The sequence below is a fragment of the Rhizobium sp. PRIMUS64 genome, from assembly GCF_023006465.1.
Lineage (GTDB): Bacteria > Pseudomonadota > Alphaproteobacteria > Rhizobiales > Rhizobiaceae > Rhizobium > Rhizobium leguminosarum.
Genome location: NZ_JALBGX010000002.1, coordinates 30,064 through 48,969, shown reverse-complemented (window position 1 = coordinate 48,969; position 18,906 = coordinate 30,064). Strand labels below are relative to the sequence as shown.

The window sequence follows — 18,906 nt, the reverse complement described above, 5'->3', positions numbered from 1 at the left end:
ATCGGTATTATATCAATGGCGGCGATAGCATCCACACGTTTTCTTGAACCTGGGATACTCAAATTTTCGAGGGCACGGCTCTCGATGGAGAAACAAAGCAGTCGGAGAGAACTCACGATGAATGACCTCTCGCAACTAGCAGACCGCCTCCCTCGCGGCGAAAAACGCGACACGATCCTCGTACTCGGTTCGCCGCATGGCGGAGACTACATTACCGAGAAGATGGCAGACCTTCATAGTCAGTTCCCACGGCACTTTATAATCTCTGGTTTCAACGGAGAGGCGGAAAGCCTCAGGGACAGTGCCGTCCGAAGAGGGATTTCAAGCGCGATCATCTCCCTCGAGACAAAGGCTTCTAACACCATGGAAAACATCGTATTTTCCAGGGAATTAATTCTTAGTCTCACGACAAACGATTTGGGAATCATTGTCAAGGATTACGCTGCTATACGAGCCTACCTCACAGCAATAAGGCATCTGCCAACGCTGAGCCCCGGTGTAATTCCTTACACTCTGCCGAACAGCAGCGAGGATAAATTCAGGTCTGAATTTGCGAAACTCTACAGATATTACGACCTCGGATACATCGCAGATCCGACCCTGATCGGAATAGCGCGCGGCGATAGCCTTAGCGACATCTAGAGCTTACAACGGTAAATCAATGTCTCAGCAACGTGTGACGTGGTGCTGACGCATGACTATACGGTCATCAGTCGACGCTGGTCTGATGGCCAGGTTGCTGGTGATCCAACTGCCCGCGGACTTCGTTTCCGCGTTTCAGGAGATTGAGGATTGGGCAGAGCTTTTCCACGGTCGCCTGCAGTCTGGCGATGTCCGCGGTACTTGCGGGAGATACCAGCGTGACCAGGTAGTTGATGTTCTGGGGATAGACGGGAATGTCTTCATGTCCTTCTGCACCTGCACGCGGATCGATCGTGGCGGAGACTTCCGCATGCAGCGATTCAAGCGGCACGCCCTGATCGGAAGCGTGGATCAGAAAGGTATGGGTCAGGCAGCTCGAGAGCGCGCCGAGCAGCAGTTCTGGAGACGACGGACCCAGATTGTAGCCTGCGAAATCGGGCGGGCTGTCGGAAATGACCTGAAAATCCCGAATTCGGATACGACGTATGCCACTTCGGCCCTCAGCGCTCGCACTGGCCTTCAATGTGACCACGCCCAGTTCGCCCCTTCTGACGCGCGCCCGTCGATCGAGTAGTGCCTCTCGCTTCTGTCGGAGGTACTCATTCAAAGTTGTCATCGCTTGCTAATATTCCCTGTTGTCGAGATCGATGCCGGGATGGCCGAAGCGAACGGTCGTTTCTTCGCCAGAGACGGAGCCAGACGAGGCAATAAGCGCGGAAAGTGTGCTGGGCGCCTCGCACATGCCCTCATTCATCTCGGTTCCAGCCCTTGCTTTCAGCTGTCTTTGCGACGAGGGATGCATAGTCTTTACTGATCTCGTCGAGCTTTTTCACCAATTCACCGTCCGGTCCGCCGAGCAGACTTTGATAGTCCTCGCCTCTCTTTGACTTCTCCCAATCATTCCCAATAAAGCGTGCGGTTGCCTTGCCGGAAGAAGACACCTCCGGTGCGGGATCACCAAAGGATGCGGCAGCGCGTTTCAGGCCGTCTTGGAAGTTTGCGTCATCAAGGCCGCTATAAGGCCTTCCTTCGGAATTCGTCACATTGAGGAAGATCTGTTCGTCTCCGAACACGGTGTATCCGCCGCCCAAGCCCTTTTCCGTTGCGTCTGCTGCCTCGAAGAATTTCTGCGCGACGGTGGCGTTAAGGCTGTCTTGGTGAAACCGCACGACAACAAAGCCCGTCTTACCTGTTGTGTCGTTGAGGCGAGAGGCAAGGACGCTATATTGGCGGAAGACGTAGCCCAGGGAGCCGGCAAGTCGATCAGCCGTGGTGTCATCAAGATCCCCCTCGGTCTGAAGTGACGCATTGGTTTTCAGGAGATACCCGCCGGGCGTCACCTCTGTCTCCAAGGTCGCAGGGTCGATACCATTGGCTGTTATGATCTTCGGCACGATCTCCTTTAGCACTTCGGCTGAAAATGCCGCTCGATCATCATAGCTGGCCTGGGAAAGCCGCGGCAGATGGAAGCCTGCGGAGGGCGTCGCCTCGTAGGACAGCAGCACGTTTTGGTCTGCAAGCGCCATATTCTGGAACGCAAGCGGGATGATGGCAGCCAGAACAGCTGCTCTCAACGTGGTTCGCAACGCGACGGCTCTTCGGGCGAAAAATCTGCTTTGCATGTCTTGTCGTCCTGGTTGAACGTTGCAACGTTTTGTTGTCGATGATGTTGAAGATCATCTGTTGAGGGCTGACGGCGCTGTTCCTGCCATGGTGTGGGGAGCAGCAAGCTCTTTCAATGGCAGTGCCTATACCGGCGCGAAGAGATTTCGATGGTGAGCTCGGCGCATTTCGATTGGAGTTCCTTGTCCGTGCCGTCTTCGAAATGGTCGTCGAGGAGCAGGGAGCGATACTCTCGAGCAAGCAACCTCGTTTCAAGATCATCGCGCAGTGCGGAAAGCCGGAAGAATTGGCGTAGCCTGCCCATGGTGTCTCTCCGATTAGGCGGCGCGATGAACGCCGGCGTTTGATGCCGACATCAGTTTGTGGATTGCCCGCAGCACGTCCGACGGCGAGGCAAAGTGCTGGCCATCGAGGTCATGAACATGAAACTTCACGGCGATGAACTTCAGCAAGTCCTTGTCTGGAACGACGATACCGACCGGAACCCCGGCATATTCGATCACCTGTTTGGCCATTGCGATCATCCGATAAAATCGGCCCTCTTGCGAAGTGCACTCGACTGAGGCACGTTATAGTCTATTAATTTTATAGACTATATGGGGAGAGGATGCGGGAGACCATTCCCATCGATGCCAAATTCTCCCTGTAATTGGAGAAAATATTTCTAATTTGAGAGCTTTGCGGCTTTCGGGCCTGGGTCAAAGTGGCACCCGGGCCTTGATTTCCGACAGCAGCATCAGCAAACAAATTATTCTTTTCCAACGCAAAAGAAATTCTGCCTTCCGGCGACCCACATCCTGAGGATAACTGAACGGGCTGCGGCGACTGCAAAATTCACAGTGTTACAGCATCCTCTGTGCGTCCGAAAAGACGCGCGCCACCGTCGTCCCGAGCAATGCAGCGCAGGCGGACACGTTATTCATGCCAAAGCGACTTATCCTTACGGCCGGTATCAACAGTACCGGATATCTTGCCGATTCCTGGCGCCATGTCGGCGGTTCGCCACTCGTCTTCGCAGAGTTCGACCATTATCTGCGGACGACCAGGATTGCCCATGCCGGCACCCTTGATGCGGTGTTCTTTTCAGATCATCCGGCGCTCGGCGCCGATCCTGCGCAGCGGCCGCTGCACAGCTTCGAACCGCTGACCCTGTCGACGGCGCTTGCTGTTGCCGTGCCAGATATCGGCTTCGAGATTACGGTTTCCTCCACCTACAGCGCGCCCTATGATCTGGCGCGCCGGCTGGCGACCCTCGATCACATTTCTGGCGGCCGCGTCATCTGCAATATCGTCTCGTCCTTCAACCCCGCCGTTGCGGCGAATTATGGCTCTGCGCCTTTGCCGCCGCGCGAGGCGCGCTACAGGCAGGCACATGAATTCATGTCGGTGGTCGGTGCGTTGCTGGATAGCTGGGAGCTGCGTCGGCCAGCCGACCCACAGGCTGGGCTTTGGGATCCGGATTTTGCCCGTCCGATCGGGCACAGGGGCGAATTCTATAATGTCGCCGGGCCGCTCAACGTGCCTCGCGACCGGCAACGGCGCGCCCTCATCGGCCAGGCGGGAGCCTCCGGGCCGGGGCTCGATTTTGCTGCGACCTATGGCGAGATGATCTACTGCTCGCTGCTGTCGCTATCGGCGGCTCGCACCTTTCGTGACGAACTCCAAAAGCGGGCCATCGCGAAGGGGCGTGACGTCGGCTCTTTGAGGGTCGTTCCCGGTCTGGTTCCGATCATCGGGCGCAGCCGGGAAGAGGCGTTGGAGCGGCACGAGGCGGTGTCGGGGACAGGCAGCGAGGAGGGGCTGTTGCGGCGCTTCGCCAGGGATGCCGGGATCGACTATGGCGCGCTTGATCCCGATGCGCCGGTCCCCGGCGATCTCTTCACGACGACGGCCGATCAACAGCGCCCGGCAGGTTTCTCGCAGGCTCTAGCCGAACTTGCGCACCACGAGCGTATCACGCCGAGGCAATTCGTCCGGCGCGTGGAGGGCGGCCACAGGCTCGTGGCCGGCACGGCTGACGATGTGGCGGCCGACATCATCGCCTGGTGGCGTTCCGGCATCGTCGACGGTTTCAACATCCAGGCTCCGGTCCTGCCCGACGATCTCTCTGACTTCGTCGAACAAGTGGTCCCGCGCCTGCAGGATGCCGGCATATTCCCGCGGCATTATGAGCGTGGAAGCCTGCGGGAGCGCTTCGGGCTGACGCAGCAAGCTTCATCATCAGATCGTTATCTCAAGGAAAGCGGCAGCGCATGAGCGGCAGATTGGACATCGTCGATATTCATACTCACCTCTGGCCGCCGGAATGGGGCCTTGATGGCGCCAGGCGCATATCCTCCGGGCTTCCCGACGATATCCTGAGGAAGATCGTCGATCCGGCCGAGCTGCTCGACGAATTCGAAGCGGCTGGTGTATCGCTTGCGGTGTTGAGTACAACGATTGAAAGCCTGTTCGGCGTGGCAGAACCGGTCGATGCCGAGGTGATCTCCAAGGTCAACGATTGGCTGGCCGGACTGGTCAAGGCCAATCCGGGGCGCCTTGCCGCATTGGCGACCGTCGATCCTTTCTCAGGAGAGATCGCTGCGCGCGAGGCAGCGCGAGCGCTCGGCGAACTCGGCCTGTCAGGCCTTGTCATCGATTCTTCTCGTGCCGGAAAATTCTTGGGCGACGCCAGTGTGCGGCCGACACTTGCGGTCGCAGCCAGGTTCAAACGACCGGTCTTCGTGCATCCGGTCAACGCACCGCAGGCGGATATTCTGATCGCAGGCGCCGGCAAGCTTGGCAACTCCCTTGGCCGTGGGCTGATGAACGGCGTCGCCTTTTTGTCGGTGTTGGAGAGCGGCCTGCTGGACGAATTTCCCGACCTCGACTTCGTTTTCGCGACCCTTGGCCTCGGCGCCATCGTGCAGGCATCACGCGGCGGCCGTTACTCCAGGCAGAACCGCGCCGAGGGCCGAAGGCCGAATATCTATTTCGATACGATGGGCGACGATCCCTCGATCATCGCCATTCTCGCGGAATTCTTCGGTCCCGACAGAGTGCTTGCCGGAACCGACTGGCCGATCCTGCCGTCGCTCTCGCAACAATCCCTGAGCAGGAGTTTCAAGACGGCCGGCCTCGACGCGGCGGCGCAGGCGCTTATTGCCGGCGGCAATGCGCGACGGCTGCTCGGCCGGATTGACCGGTAGATCGACGGCTCCTCAGATGCTCGATCGTTGCGTCGATCCGGGGACAGGCTCGAAACGCTGACAAGCTTTGCTTTCAAAGCGCGATAGAAAATCTGCCTTTGAGTTGGAGGGCTGTGAAGGGATCATCCGGACAGCGGGGCATGGGGCTCCGTCCGCGGCCTGCCGCGTTTGTGCTTTCGGAGCAGCCTATGTCGATCAATCGCCGCCAGTTCAATCAGTTGCTACTTGCAAGCGGGGCGGGCCTCGCAATGGCCGGCCTGCCTCGTTTTGCTGAAGCCGCCGCTGAAACACCGGTCAGGGGCGGTACGCTCAATTGGGCCTATTATCCCGACCCGAGCGCGCTCATCGCCATCAACACGTCCTCAGGCACCGGTCAGGCGATTGGGCCGAAGATCAATGAGGGCCTGTTCGACTTTGACTACGACCTCAAGCCGATCCCGCTGTTGGCGACGGAATGGTCGGTCAGCGACGATCAGCTGCGCTATACGTTTAAGCTGCGCGAGGGTGTGAAATGGCATGACGGCGCAGACTTCACCGCTGCCGACGTGGCCTTCTCGATCCTTCGGCTGAAGGAAGCCCATCCCCGCGGACGCATTACCTATCAGAACGTGACTGCGGTCGAGACGCCAGATCCCCATACGGCGATTGTCGTCCTTTCCAAACCCGCGCCATATCTGATCACAGCACTCAGCAGTTCGGAATCGCCGATCGTGCCGAAGCATGTCTATGAAACCTTCAAGCCGGAGGAACAGCCCAAGCTCGCGCAGACGATCGGAACCGGACCGTTCATCCTCAAGGAGTGGGTGCCGGGCAGTCATCTGATCTTCGACCGCAATCCGAACTATTGGGACGCAGGCAAGCCCTATCTCGACCGGGTCGTCCTTCGCGTCATCCTCGATCCCTCCGCTCGCGCTGCCGCGCTCGAAACCGGTGAAATCGACATTGGCGCCAACCCGGTACCCCTGTCGGACATCGAGCGCCTGAAGGCCAATCCTAACCTGGTCGTGGATACGACGACCTACGCCTATTCCGGCCCGCAGCAGCAGCTGTTCTTCAACTATGAGAACGAGATTCTCACCAAGCGCGAGGTTCGGCTGGCGATCGCGCATGCCATCGATCTGCAGAAATTGCTGGATATTGCGCTGTATGGCTATGGCGCCGTATCGCCGAGCCCGGTCAGCACTGCATTGCCGAAATGGTATGATCCGAGCATCAAGGCCCGGACGCCGGATCCGAAACTCGCGGAAAAACTTCTGGATGAGGCCGGCTATCCCAGAGGCGCAAACGGCAGCCGTTTCAAGCTTCGTCTCGCCTATAACTCTTTCCTCACGCCCTCTTACGCCGACTTCATCAAGCAGTCCCTTGCCGTCGTCGGTATCGAGGCCGAGATCCTCAAGTTCGATCTCGCGACCTACCTCAAGACCGTTTACACGGATCGCGCATGGGACCTTGTCATCGAATCCCTCTCGAACACCTTCGATCCGAGCCTCGGTGTGCAGCGTGCATACTGGTCGAAGAACTTCAAGATCGGTCTCGTCTTCTCCAACGCCAGCCACTACGTCAATCCCGAGGTGGACCGGCTTCTCGAAGCGGCGGCGGTCGAGCCCGACGAGGCAAAGCGACGCGACCTCTGGTATCAGTTCCAGCGCATCATTCACGAGGATGTGGTCTCCGTCGATCTGGTCGCAGCCGGCTCGCAGATCATTGCAAGCAAGAAGGTCAAGAACTTCGCACCCGGCGCGCAGGGCATCAACAACAGCTTCGGCCAGATATGGCTCAGCCCGGAGAGCTGATGCTGCGGTCGCCACGATGAAGCAGGTGGGGAGACGTGGTTCACGCCTCTCCTGGCCGCCCAATATCTTTCAGAGATCAACATCAAAGCCGTTATGGAGGCCCAGCGTGACCCAGAAGACAATCTCCCGAGATACATTCCGCAACTGGCTCGCAGACGGTGAGGAACTGGCGGTATTCGACATCAGAGACCCGGCAGTCGTCGGCTATGCATCACCTCTCTTCGCCACCAATTTGCCGGCCGAGTTTGTGGAAAGCGAGATCGGCCGCTTCGTGCCGCGCAGCGTCGTGCGCACCGTTCTTGCCGATGGAGGTGATGGCGCCGCTGCGCTGCTTGCCGAAAAACTGGAGAAGGCAGGATGGGCGAATGTCTTCGCGCTCGAGGGCGGCATTCCCGCCTGGACGGCGAAAGCAGAGGCTTCCCTTCCGACATTCGATACGCCGGGCGTCGATTTTTCGCTTGCCGTACGCGACGAAAGGAACACGCCGGTCATTTCGGCTGAAGAGCTGAAGCGGCTGCGCGATGCGGGGGAGGATGTCGTCGTCATCGACACGCGCACCGTTGCCGAATTCAGCCGCGATCATGTCCCCGGCGCGGTCAGCGTGCCGGGTGCCGAGCTGCTGTTGCGCTTCAAGGACGTCGTGCCGTCCGAACAAACCAAGGTTGTCGTGTCCTGCGCCGGGCTGCCGCGCGCTATCCTCGGCGCGCAGACGCTGATCGATGCGAAGGTCGCCAATCAGGTCTCCTACCTGCATGAGGGGACCAAGGCCTGGACGGGCGCCGGCCTGGAACTCGAAACCGGCAGGACCCGTGTCTACGGCGAGGCAAGTGCCGCGGCGCTCGATTTCGCGCGCGCGCATCTCCAGACACTAAGCGCCGATGACCGTTTTCCCGAGATCGATGTCGCCACCGCCCGCAAGTGGGCGCACGATCCCGGCCGGACGACCTATCTCCTTGATGTGCGCACGCCCGAGGAGTTCGAAAAGAGCCATCTCGACGGGACGCTTTCGTCGGAGGGCGGCCAGTTGCTCGGCGTCGCCTACCGCACCATCGCCGTTCGCGGTGCGCGCGTCGTCCTCATCGACGACCCGCTTGGGGTGCGGGCGCGCACGGTTGCGCATTGGCTTCAGCGCCGTGGCTTCGAAATCGCAGTATTGCTGGTTGATTTCTCGGCTCAGCAGCTGAGCGCGGTCGCTTGAAGAGAAATATTCAGGGGAGCTTGCAAAAGCGAGGTCCCCGCAGCGCTTCGTTGGAAACATGCGAACGGTTGAAGCCGCCGCAATCTTCAGCCTTCGTCAGACCCCCGTCGCCGCTAAACGTGCAAGGGCATTCTTTGCGGCGATCGTTCGGATCATATGGTTCTGTGGCGCGTGCGAGCGGGCGGTCATCGCATCGCGATGCTGGCGCTCGAGCTGGAAGTCGCGGTTCAGGCCGGGATTGCCTGCCAGGTCGAGGGCCAGGCTCGTTACCGCGACACTATTGTCGATGACGACATGGCGAACGTTCATGCCATCCATGCCGACTGCCTTGCCGGCATCGACATCTTCGCCGAGTGATCGGAGCAGCCTGGCGCTGGTCGCGAGCCGGACTTCGATCTCCCCCAGTCCGTCCTGGATGCGCGGCACCGTCGCAATCGGCGCGCCGAGGCTTGCCGGCGTATGGCGGGCGGCAAACGACAACACGCGGTCGCGCGCGGACAAGGCAACGCCGTGATAGACGGCGCCGATCAGCGAAAAGAAGAAGGCCGTCGCATGCTCTTCACGCTGTATCGGTTCCGATGCGGGCTGCGCCTCGATTACATCTGAAAATGGGATGACGACATCGTCAAGAATGATATCGTCGCTAGCCGTCGCATGCATGCCGGCGGCGTTCCAGGTTTTTTCTATCCGCAAGCCGGGGCTGTCGGTCGGGACGAGGAAGGACGCCAGTCGTGGCTCCGGCTCGTCGGTGAGCGCCAGCAGCGATACCCATCTCAAGATCGGAATACCCGTGACGTAAGTCTTGCGGCCGGTAATCCGCCAGCTGTCGCCGTCGCGCCTGGCGACCGTTTCGGGAAGGGCACCATGGGCAGGCGAGCCGATGCGGGGTTCGGCCTGCGCGGCGTTGATGAGGGCAGGTCCGAGACAGTTTGCCGACAAGACCCGCTGCGCCAGATGGTCCGGCCACTTTCCGAAGCGGCGCAGGCTGTAGTGACTGTTGTAGTGCATGGCGAGCACCAGCGCGGTCGACGGTTCGCCACGGGCGATCTCGCTGATGACGGCCTGTGCTTCGACCAGACCGCCGCCATAGCCACCATGTTCGCTGGCCGTCACGAGGCCGAGCAGGCCGGCCTCGTAGAGATGGGTGAAGTTTTCGAAGGGAAACTCTCCCGTCGCATCGAAATGCGCCGCGCGCTCGGAAAAGTCGATGGCCAGCCGCCGCGCCTTGCCGATGGGATCGATTGCTTCCTGCAACATGGTCTCACATGCCTTTCTTCTCAGGCTACGGCGCGATTGGCGAAGGCTTCGAGATGACGGCGATCGACCCACTCGGCAATATCGAAGTCGGCAGCGAGGAAGCCGAAATCATGCAGGAAATCCTTATAATGGCCGACGGCGTCGATCAGTTCGGGCTGCAGACCGAGCCCGAGGTGGCGGTGCACCTCCGGACCATTGGCGGCAAGCACCTGTTCTTCGGTCGCGCCGGCTTCGCGGGCGACGAAGCGACGTGTCTCTTCCGGATGCGCTTCGGCCCAGGCGCTCGCCTTGAAGATCGATTCCAGCAGCCGGTGAACCAGATCGGGACGTTCTTCGGCAAGCAGTTCGTCCACGGTCAGCACACGGGGTGAGCCGGAATTGATGCGGATCTTCGGATCGGGATGGAAGCCGAATTCGGCGACCTGAACGGCGCCAACCAGATTGGCGACGTTGATGCCCGCCGTTCCCTTGACGTAGATCGCATCCACCTCGCCGCGAATGAGCGACGCGATTTCCTCGCCATAAGCCTGCCGGCGCTTCAACCCGAAGAGAGAAGGGCCTTCCTGGCTCGCAAGGACGGAATCGGCAAGCGCGATGTCGACGACCTCGACATCTGCAAGTTCCAGCCCTTCAAGCGAAAGAGCGGAGACGAGGCCCTTCAGCGCGGTCGCCCGCATGAAGTCGACAATGCCCTCCGGGCGACGGGCGATGCCGAAGCGGCGGCCTTTGAGATCTCTCGTGGTCTTGATGCCGGTCTGCGGCAGCGTGATGATCGCCTGGAATTCATCGGTCCAGGTAATGCCGACCAGCCGGGTCTTGCGGCCCTCCGATCGGGCGCGGATCGGCGGCACATTGCCGCCATGGCGGAATGACCAGTCGAGCGTGTGGTTGAAATGGCTCTGGCGGATGCTGCGATCGGGCGAGTCGATGATCGATTTCAGCGTCACCCCTTCCTGGCGGAAGTTCTCCTCGAGGTAGCCGAGCTGTGCGGCGAGGCCGACCGGCGTCGGCACCGGGCAGCGGGTATACCAGATTTCCGAAATGACATTGCTCATCATGATCGTCCCTTTCAGTGGCGCAGCCCCGCCTGTTTCATCAGCGGCAGCACTTCGCTGCCGAAGAATTCGAGATCGTCGCGGAAATCGAAGAAGCTGAGTTGCAAACCGTCGACGCCGGCTGCCTTCAGCTTGACGAACTGGTCGACGACGCTCTCGGGCGATCCAATCACCCTGATGTTGCCGCCGACGAAGCGATAGGCGTCCTGCGGATCGCGGCCCTTCCAAGCTTGCGCGTCGGAATTCAACGACTGGAAACCCTGTGGCGAGCGCTGGTCGGCATGCGCGACGATGCGATCGGCGAAGGCCCATGCCTCTTTCTCGGTCGGACGGCAGATGACCATCGGATTGAGCAGCGTGCGCACGGTGCGGCCGACATCGGTCGCAGCGTCCTTGACCCTTTTGGTGTGGGCTGGCAGCGACTGCAGCGCGCTGTCGATGTCGGCGCCCGTCGGACTGGTGATGAAGACGATGTCGGAGTAGCGTCCGGCAAAGGCAATGCCGGCATCGGACCCGGTGGCGTTGACGAGGATCGGGCGGCCGAAATTCGGTTTCGGCGTCACGAAGCCGCCGCCGAGCTTCCAAGAGCTTTCGCCTTCGAAGGAGAAATTCTCTGTATCGCTCCACAGCCGCTGGACGACTTCGAGGAATTCGGCCGCAAGGTCGTAGCGTTTGTCGTGTTCGATGCGCGGCCAGCCGAACATCTCGTGCTCGACCGCGCGGTGGCCGGTGACGACATTGATACCCCAGCGCCCGCCGGTGATGTGGTCGAGCGTCGCACCGAACTTTGCCAGATGCAGGGGATGCCACGGACCGTAGAGCACGTGCATGGTGGAGATCAGCATGATCTTCTTGGTCAGGCCCGCAAGAGCCGCCGTGGAGACGAAGCTGTCGAGTGCCTGGCCGTCGAAGACGCCGCCATAGCCGCCCTTCGGCAGCCATTGCGACAGGGCAAAGACGAGATCGAAGCCCAGTTCCTCGGCTCTGAGAGTTAGGGCCTTGTTGTAGTCGAACCGCCAGTCCGTCGAGCGTTCGAGCGTCGATTGCGTCCAGCCGCCCGCCTGGATCGGCAGAAAGAGACCGAGAAGAACCGGCTGTTTAAGAGCCTGCGACAGCGGGCTCTCAGGAAAGTCCGTCGGGGCGGCGAATTTCGGCAGGCCGACGATGGAGCCGGGAAGATGTTGAACGGACATGTTTGTCCTCCGCTTGATCGTTGGCTCGTCGCTCAGGATGCCGCCACATAGGCGTAGGCGAGGCTGCCTGAGACCCCTTCGCCGCCGATCGTGTGGTCGGCGATGCGCTTGTTGTAGATGGTCAGCTCCGGCTGGCTGACGATATCGATCGCCGGCAGGTCTTCGACGAGGATCCGCTGGATCTCACGCCACTGCTCGACCCGCTTGTTCGGGTCGACCTCGATTGCGGCGGCTTCCAGCAGCGCGTCGACCTTGGGATTGCTGTAGGCCGAACCGTTCGAGAAGGGGACGCCGGGCTTGAAGTTCTTGCTCCAATAGAGGCGCTGTACGCCGACGGTCGGATCGAAGAGGTTGCTCATTCCCTCGAAAGCGAAGTCGAAATCGCGGTCGGTATAGATACGCTTGGTATAGGTGGCGAAATCCTGGCTGCGCACCGTCGCGTCGATACCGACCTTGGCGAGCGCCTGGCGGATATATTCGGAGCCGCGTGGGTAACTTTCTGCGCTCGGCACATAGTCGAGATTGATACGCGCGCGAATGCCGTCACTGCCGCGCGGGTAACCGGCCTCGTCAAGCAGCTTTTCGGCTGTCGCCAGATCGATCGGATAGGTTTTCAGATCCGGATCGTACCACTTCGTCAGGTTGGGATTGATCGGGCCGGGGATGGTGCTGCCATAGCCGTAGTTGATGGTATTGAGGATGACTTTCCGGTCGATGACGTGGGCAAAAGCCTGCCGCACGCGGATATCCTTGAAGAAGGGACGCTCGAGATTGAATTCGATGCGGCTGATGCCATTGGCATACTGATAACCGCGCGGCTCGAAAGCGATATCGGGGAGGGACTTGAAGCGTTCCAGGTCGCTGAGCGGTACGGGTGTGGAGGGCGCTAGATCGATCTCGCCGGTCTCGATGGCGATCGAGCGTGCTGCTGCATCGGGAATGAAACGGACGATAAGCTGATCGAGATAGGGGCGCGGCTGATCCCAATAGTCGGTATTGCGCTCGTAGACGATATGGCTGCCGCGGATCCATTCCTTGAACTTGAAGGCCCCGGTGCCGATCGGCGCAAGGTTTGCGGGGTTTTCGGCCACCTTGGTGCCCTCGTAGATGTGACGTGGCACGATCGGCGTTTCGGAAGCCGCAAGCGCCGTGATCAAATAGGGCGCAGGCTTGGAAAGCGTCAACACAGCCGTCAGCGGATCAGGGGTGTGGACGTCAACCAGGTTGAGGAAAGTGTTGCGGCCGCGCGGATGAACTTCCTTCAGCGTCTTGATGGAGAAGGCGACATCGGCCGATGTGAACGGCTGGCCGTCGTGCCACTTCACGCCGTCGCGCAGCTTGAAGGTATAGGCCAGTCCGTCCTGGCTGACCGACCATTCCTTGGCCAGAAGCGGCTTCGGATTGAGATCGAAGTCATAGGTCAGCAGTCCTTCGATGACTTTCGGCGACACATAGACCGAGTTGAAGGCCGTGTTGGCGATGGTCGTCAGCACCGGCGGTTCTGCCGAAAGCAGGAGCGTTGCCGTGCCGCCGCGCGCGGGTGCTGCAAGGGCTGGGAGGCGGGCCGTCGCCGTCACGCCGAGGGCGACGGAAGCAAGGAGAAAGCTGCGGCGCGTGGATGCCGGAAATACTGCCATAGGTTCAACCCTCGTCTGCGGGCCGCGTGGGTGTCGGCGGCCCTTGCTGTTTCGACTTTCCAACGACAGGCCCTCTTGTAGAGTTTTTTACCTGCCACGAAAGAATTAGTGATAAATCATTCCGAAAGATGACTTTTGGAAAGCAAAGATTTCCGAATTTAGCCGGCATTTGCGCGGTTTTTGGAAATAATTACCAATACGGATTTGACAAAACCTACAGATTTAGTCAACTACTATTGCATCGCGAAGCCCAAATCTTCTCAAGCGGCGAGGAAAAGGCAATGTCAGCTTACGGGCGGCTCGGCCGCACCATCAGAAAGACGATCCTCCAGGCCGTTCCGACGATGCTCGGTATTGTCGTCTTGAATTTCTTTCTGTTGAAGCTCGCGCCCGGCGATGCCGCAGATGTCATGGCGGCTGAATCGGGTTCTGCGACGGTCGAGACCATGGCCGCCCTGCGTGAACGTTTCGGGCTCGACAATCCGATTCTCGTTCAACTGGCAAACTACCTGAACAATCTCGCGCATTTCAGCCTCGGCTTTTCGCCGCGCTATGGAATGCCGGTCGCCGATCTCATCGGTCAGCGTTTGCCGGGCACGCTGATGCTGATGCTGGCCGCCCTGGCGATCGCCATCATTGTCGGTCTCCTGCTTGGCTCGCTGATGGCGACATTTTCCGGCCGGGTTGCCGATCGCCTAATCTCGATCGTCTCGCTGCTTTTCTATTCCATTCCAGGCTTCTGGATAGGGCTGATGCTGATCCTGCTGTTCTCGGTCAAGCTAGGCTGGCTGCCGAGCGGCGGCGATAGCACCATCGGCTCACGGCTGACCGGACTGCCCGCGGTCCTCGACCGTGCCCGCTACATGGTGCTGCCGGCGACGTCGCTTGCCCTCTTCTATCTGGCCATCTATGCGCGCCTGACACGTGCTGCCATGCTGGAAGTGAAGTCGCAGGATTTCGTTCGCACGGCCCGCGCCAAAGGCGTGGCGCCCTTTTTCCTGATCACACGCCATATTCTGCGCAACGCGTTGATCCCGATCACGACGATGGCCGGCATGCACTTCGGCGGCATGCTCGGCGGCGCCGTCGTCGTCGAAACGGTCTATAGCTGGCCGGGTCTCGGCCGGCTTGCCTTCGAGGCCGTCATGGCGCGCGATTTCAGCGTCCTCCTCGGTATCCTGCTGCTTTCATCCTTCATGGTGATCGTCGCCAATGCGGCGGTCGATCTTCTGCAGGCCTGGATCGATCCCCGAATTGGAGCAAGTCGATGAACAGTCATAAACTTGGAACCTATGCGGCAGAGACAATCGATCTCGCGCCGCCGGCAAGGGCGGAGTCCGCACGCCCCGCAACCCAACCGACGGCCCAACCGCGCTGGACCCACATTCACGCGCCGGATGTGCGTGCTTCCGCCGTTCACGGCACCGCCTGGCGGGGCTTGCGCCGGGAGTTCAAGGTTTTCCTGTCCAATCCCAACGCATTGTTCGGCGTTGCCTTCCTGCTGGTCGTTGCCCTTTCGGCGCTTCTCGCGCCGCTGATCTATCCGGGCGATCCGATGGAAATGGTGGCGAGACCGTTTCTCTGGCCCGGCCAGGATGTGGCCTACCCGCTCGGTACGGATTCGATGGGCCGTGACGTACTTGCCGGAATCCTGCATGGGGCGCGCATTTCGCTGACCGTCGGCATTGCCGCGACACTGCTCGGGCTTTCGGCCGGGATATTGATCGGTGCGACCGCTGGCTATTTCGGCGGATTGGTGGACGACATCCTCGTCAAGTTCGTCGAGATCTTCCAGACAATTCCGAGCTTTGTCCTGCTGGTGGTGTTGGTCGCCATCGCTCAGCCGACCACCGGGACGGTGACGGTTGCCATCGCCATTGTCAGCTGGCCGACCGTCGCGCGCCTGACCCGGGCGGAATTCCGGGCGATCCGGGAGAAGGATTACGTGCTTGCCGCCCGCAGCCTCGGCTTTGGCCATGCGCGCATCATCTTTCGGGAAATCCTGCCCAACGCCCTGCCGCCGCTGATCGTCACATCGTCAGTCATGGTGGCTAGCGCAATCCTGATGGAGTCGGCGCTCTCGTTCATGGGACTTGGCGATCCCAATCGCGTCTCCTGGGGTTCGATGATCGGCGCCGGCCGTGACGTAATCCGCACCGCTTGGTATCTCACGGCCCTGCCAGGCCTGGCCATCGTCTTCACCGTGCTTGCCCTCAACCTGATTGGCGACGGCCTTAATGACGCGCTTAACCCGCGCTTTTCGGAGGAGCGCTGATGGCCGCCTTGCTTGACGTCCGCGACCTTTCCGTTCGCTTTCCCTCCGCCGAACCCGTCAAGGGCGTAAGCTTCACCGCCAATCCCGGCGAGATGCTGGCGATCGTCGGCGAATCCGGGTCGGGAAAGTCCCTTACGGCATTGGCGCTGATGGGGCTTCTGCCGAGGCAGGCGCGGGCTGGCGGTCAAATCGCCTTCGACGGCTCCGACCTGCTGTCGCTTCGCGAGCGGGACCTGCGGCGTATTCGTGGTCGCGACATCGCAATGATCTTTCAGGAACCGATGACCTCGCTCAATCCGGTGCTGACAATCGGGGATCAGATCGTCGAGGTGCTGCGCATCCATGAGGATCTCAGCCGTCGGCATGCCCGCGCCAGGGCGGTCGAACTTCTGGAGCTTGTCAGCATCCCCGAACCTGCCAGGCGCATCGATGACTATCCGCACCAGCTCTCCGGCGGCATGCGCCAGCGGGTGATGATTGCGATTGCCGTTGCCTGCAATCCGAAACTCCTGATTGCCGATGAAGCAACGACCGCGCTCGACGTCACGATCCAGGCGCAAGTGCTTCAGCTGCTCGACAATCTCCGCGTCAAACTGAACATGGCCGTCATCCTCATCACCCACGACCTCGGCATCGTGGCGCAATGGGCCGATCGTGTCGTCGTCATGTATGCCGGACGTAAAATCGAGGAAGGTTTTCCGGGCCCCGTCTTCGACACGCCATACCATCCTTACACGCGCGGGCTGCTTGCCGCCTCTCCGCGACTGAAGGCCGACTATCACTATAGCGATGGTCCGCTTTCCGAAATCCCGGGTTCGATCGTCTCGGCGTCAGGCGAAAAAGGCTGTTCCTTCCGCCCGCGCTGTCCCGTCGCGCGGCCGGCCTGCGCTTTCGCGGTACCGGAACTGCTGTCGGTTTCCGCCGAGCGGCAGGTCGCCTGTCCCTATGTTCCGGTCCTTTCGGAGGTAGCCCATGTCGCTCCTGTCGGTCGATAGTCTCTCGACCCATTATCCCGGGGCCGCCGGTACGGTGAGAGCCGTCGACGGCGTATCACTGGAGATTGCCGAGGGCGAAACGGTGGCATTGGTCGGGGAATCCGGCTGCGGCAAGTCGACGCTCGGCAAGTCGCTGATGCGTCTCGTCACGCCCTCATCCGGCCGCGTCCGTTTTCAAGGGCGTGACGTCACGGCGATGTCGTCGAAGGAATTGCAGTTAATTCGCCGCAGCGTTCAAATGATCTTCCAGGATCCCTTCGCTTCGCTCAATCCGCGCCAGACGATCCGCACGATCCTGACGGCGCCACTCGCCGTCCATGGGGTCAGCGGTCGCAAGCGGCGCGAAGCGATCGCCGCCCAGATGGTAGAGCATGTCGGCCTGCCGGCTGATGCGCTTGATCGCTTCCCGCATGAATTCTCCGGCGGCCAGCGCCAGCGCATCGGCATCGCCCGCGCGCTGATCCTGCAGCCGCAGCTGGTGATCTGTGACGAGCCGGTTTCGGCGCTCGATCTCTCCATCCAGGCGCAGATCCTCAATCTGCTCGCCGAGATGAAGACCGAACTCTCGCTTTCCTACCTCTTCATTTCCCACGACCTGTCGGTCGTTCGCTACTTCGCCGATCGCGTCCTCGTCATGTATCTCGGCCGCATCGTTGAAAGTGCGTCGACGAGCGATCTCTGGCGCGGTGCAAAGCACCCCTATACGCAGGCGCTGCTTGCCGCCGTTCCCGATCCGAGCCGCCGCAAGCAGGCGGCTCCCATCACCGGCGATCTGCCGAGCCCGCACAATCCGCCGGCCGGCTGTCGTTTCCACACCCGTTGTCCCCTGGCCACCGACATCTGCCGGACCGAGGACCCAACCTTTCGCCAACTCACCGACGGCCACGCCGTTGCCTGTCACCACGCTCAATAAATGGAGAATGAAATGGTCGATTATCGCTATCTCGGACGTAGCGCGCTGAAAGTCTCGCCGCTCAGCTTGGGAACGATGATGTTCGGTGGGCCGACACCAGATGACATCGCCTTCCGCATCATCGACAAGGCGCGCGAGCAGGGGATCAACTTCATCGATACCGCCGACGTCTATCACGACGGCAAGTCCGAGGAGGTGGTCGGGCGCGGCATCAAGGCGCATCGCGATCACTGGGTCCTGGCGACCAAATTCGTCAATTCCCACACCAAGGGGCCGAACCTTGGCGGCCATTCGCGCAAGTGGGTGATCGAGACGGTTGAGAATTCGCTGCGCCGCCTGAACACCGACTATATCGACATCCTCTATTTCCACCGCGCCGTCTTCGACGCCCCGCTGGAAGAGCCGGTGCGTGCCATCGCCGACCTCATCCGCGCCGGCAAGCTACGTTATTTCGGCGTCTCCAACTTCCGCGGCTGGCGCATCGCCGAGATCTCGCATCTTGCCGATCAGCTCGGCATCGATCGTCCGGTGGCAAGCCAGCCGCTCTACAATATCGTCAACCGCACGGCCGAGGCCGAGCAGCTTCCCGCCGCGCAATATTATGGTCTTGGCGTCGTCTCCTATTCGCCGCTCGCCCGCGGCGTGCTGACCGGCAAATACGAACCCGGCAAGGAGCCGGCTGCCGATACCCGTGCCGGCCGCGGTGACAAGCGCATTCTGGAGACCGAATGGCGTCCGGAATCGATCGCCATCGCCAAGGAGATCGCAGCGCACGCGACCCGCAAGGGCATCAGCCCGACTGAATTCGCTCTGGCTTGGGTGCTGAACAATAAGCTGATCTCAGCGGCCATCACCGGTCCACGCACCGAAGAACACTGGGACAGTTACGTCAGGGCGCTCGACGTCAAGCTCGATGCCGAGGACGAGGCACTGGTCGATCGGCTGGTCGCGACCGGCCACCCCTCGACGCCCGGTTTCAACGATCCGAGCCACCCGGTCGAAGGCCGCGTGCCGCGCAGCCCGGCGTCCGGCGCCGACAATGTCGTGCCGCTGACACGCGCCGTCGCCTGACAGCCCCCCGGCTGGACCCGCAGATCGCGGATCCAGCCGATCGTTCCAGTTGGTGCCGAGAAGGTC

19 protein-coding genes are annotated in these 18,906 nt (G+C 60.8%); 10 read left to right on the top strand and 9 right to left on the bottom strand.

Going from position 1 to position 18,906, the window contains the following annotated elements; all coding sequences use genetic code 11:
• Positions 1–117: 117 nt before the first annotated feature.
• Entirely contained in the window at positions 118–642 is a 525-nt protein-coding gene (locus MOV76_RS01730; RefSeq protein WP_210068760.1) for a YdcF family protein, read from the top strand.
• 67 nt (positions 643–709) lie between these two features.
• Here the strand turns inward: MOV76_RS01730 and MOV76_RS01725 are convergent, their stop codons facing one another.
• The 5 genes from MOV76_RS01725 to MOV76_RS01710 all read right to left on the bottom strand — a co-directional run bounded on the left by MOV76_RS01725 (position 710) and on the right by MOV76_RS01710 (position 2,780).
• The gene (locus tag MOV76_RS01725; protein WP_247263650.1) at positions 710–1,258 is read right to left on the bottom strand and encodes an OsmC family protein; all 549 of its coding nucleotides are present in this window, start codon (positions 1,256–1,258) and stop codon (positions 710–712) included.
• Positions 1,259–1,264: 6 nt separating this feature from the next.
• Positions 1,265–1,396 carry a hypothetical protein gene (locus tag MOV76_RS39795; protein ID WP_258719686.1) on the bottom strand — a complete coding sequence of 44 codons (132 nt, stop codon included), beginning with the start codon at positions 1,394–1,396 and terminating at the stop codon, positions 1,265–1,267.
• On the bottom strand, positions 1,389–2,105 hold the full coding sequence (locus MOV76_RS01720; protein ID WP_309506040.1) for a hypothetical protein: 717 nt from the start codon (positions 2,103–2,105) through the stop codon (positions 1,389–1,391). Before MOV76_RS01720 ends, MOV76_RS39795 begins: the two co-directional genes overlap by 8 nt.
• Positions 2,106–2,377: 272 nt before the next feature.
• The gene (locus MOV76_RS01715; protein ID WP_027687159.1) at positions 2,378–2,569 is read right to left on the bottom strand and encodes a hypothetical protein; all 192 of its coding nucleotides are present in this window, start codon (positions 2,567–2,569) and stop codon (positions 2,378–2,380) included.
• Positions 2,570–2,582: 13 nt separating this feature from the next.
• Positions 2,583–2,780, bottom strand: coding sequence for a hypothetical protein (locus tag MOV76_RS01710; RefSeq protein ID WP_027687160.1), 198 nt, complete (start codon positions 2,778–2,780; stop codon positions 2,583–2,585).
• Positions 2,781–3,186: 406 nt separating this feature from the next.
• Between MOV76_RS01710 and MOV76_RS01705 the strand changes: the two genes are divergently transcribed.
• The 4 genes from MOV76_RS01705 (at position 3,187) to MOV76_RS01690 (ending at position 8,444) form a co-directional block, all read left to right on the top strand.
• Entirely contained in the window at positions 3,187–4,521 is a 1,335-nt protein-coding gene (locus MOV76_RS01705; protein WP_247263648.1) for an NtaA/DmoA family FMN-dependent monooxygenase, read from the top strand.
• Positions 4,518–5,453 (top strand): amidohydrolase family protein, encoded by a 936-nt coding sequence (locus MOV76_RS01700; protein WP_247263647.1) that lies wholly within the window; start codon positions 4,518–4,520, stop codon positions 5,451–5,453. Before MOV76_RS01705 ends, MOV76_RS01700 begins: the two co-directional genes overlap by 4 nt.
• Positions 5,454–5,641: 188 nt before the next feature.
• A complete protein-coding gene (locus MOV76_RS01695; protein ID WP_210068752.1) occupies positions 5,642–7,246 on the top strand; it encodes an ABC transporter substrate-binding protein in 1,605 nt (534 codons plus the stop codon).
• A 106-nt stretch (positions 7,247–7,352) separates the two neighbouring features.
• Positions 7,353–8,444: a rhodanese-like domain-containing protein gene (locus MOV76_RS01690; protein WP_210068750.1), complete on the top strand. Its 1,092-nt coding sequence runs from the start codon at positions 7,353–7,355 to the stop codon at positions 8,442–8,444.
• Between the two features lie 96 nt (positions 8,445–8,540).
• Here the strand turns inward: MOV76_RS01690 and MOV76_RS01685 are convergent, their stop codons facing one another.
• Genes MOV76_RS01685 through MOV76_RS01670 form a run of 4 tightly spaced genes read right to left on the bottom strand, consistent with a single transcriptional unit; the run spans position 8,541 to position 13,586 of the window.
• On the bottom strand, positions 8,541–9,701 hold the full coding sequence (locus MOV76_RS01685; RefSeq protein WP_247263646.1) for an acyl-CoA dehydrogenase family protein: 1,161 nt from the start codon (positions 9,699–9,701) through the stop codon (positions 8,541–8,543).
• 20 nt (positions 9,702–9,721) lie between these two features.
• Positions 9,722–10,759 (bottom strand): ABC transporter substrate-binding protein, encoded by a 1,038-nt coding sequence (locus tag MOV76_RS01680; protein ID WP_247263645.1) that lies wholly within the window; start codon positions 10,757–10,759, stop codon positions 9,722–9,724.
• Positions 10,760–10,770: 11 nt separating this feature from the next.
• Positions 10,771–11,949: an LLM class flavin-dependent oxidoreductase gene (locus tag MOV76_RS01675; RefSeq protein WP_247263644.1), complete on the bottom strand. Its 1,179-nt coding sequence runs from the start codon at positions 11,947–11,949 to the stop codon at positions 10,771–10,773.
• A 32-nt stretch (positions 11,950–11,981) separates the two neighbouring features.
• Positions 11,982–13,586 (bottom strand): ABC transporter substrate-binding protein, encoded by a 1,605-nt coding sequence (locus MOV76_RS01670; protein ID WP_210068742.1) that lies wholly within the window; start codon positions 13,584–13,586, stop codon positions 11,982–11,984.
• A gap of 281 nt (positions 13,587–13,867) precedes the next feature.
• On the opposite strand from MOV76_RS01670, the gene MOV76_RS01665 reads away from it, so the two are divergent.
• The 5 genes from MOV76_RS01665 to MOV76_RS01645 are packed head-to-tail and all read left to right on the top strand — an operon-like array spanning position 13,868 to position 18,840.
• Entirely contained in the window at positions 13,868–14,857 is a 990-nt protein-coding gene (locus MOV76_RS01665; RefSeq protein ID WP_210068739.1) for an ABC transporter permease, read from the top strand.
• The gene (locus tag MOV76_RS01660) at positions 14,854–15,861 is read left to right on the top strand and encodes an ABC transporter permease (protein WP_210068737.1); all 1,008 of its coding nucleotides are present in this window, start codon (positions 14,854–14,856) and stop codon (positions 15,859–15,861) included. Before MOV76_RS01665 ends, MOV76_RS01660 begins: the two co-directional genes overlap by 4 nt.
• Positions 15,861–16,856, top strand: coding sequence for an ABC transporter ATP-binding protein (locus tag MOV76_RS01655; RefSeq protein WP_247263643.1), 996 nt, complete (start codon positions 15,861–15,863; stop codon positions 16,854–16,856). Before MOV76_RS01660 ends, MOV76_RS01655 begins: the two co-directional genes overlap by 1 nt.
• Positions 16,834–17,769, top strand: coding sequence for an ABC transporter ATP-binding protein (locus tag MOV76_RS01650; RefSeq protein WP_247263642.1), 936 nt, complete (start codon positions 16,834–16,836; stop codon positions 17,767–17,769). The genes MOV76_RS01655 and MOV76_RS01650 overlap by 23 nt, the downstream gene beginning before the upstream one ends.
• Before the next feature lie 12 nt (positions 17,770–17,781).
• Positions 17,782–18,840 carry an aldo/keto reductase gene (locus MOV76_RS01645; RefSeq protein WP_193443164.1) on the top strand — a complete coding sequence of 353 codons (1,059 nt, stop codon included), beginning with the start codon at positions 17,782–17,784 and terminating at the stop codon, positions 18,838–18,840.
• Positions 18,841–18,906: the final 66 nt, after the last annotated feature.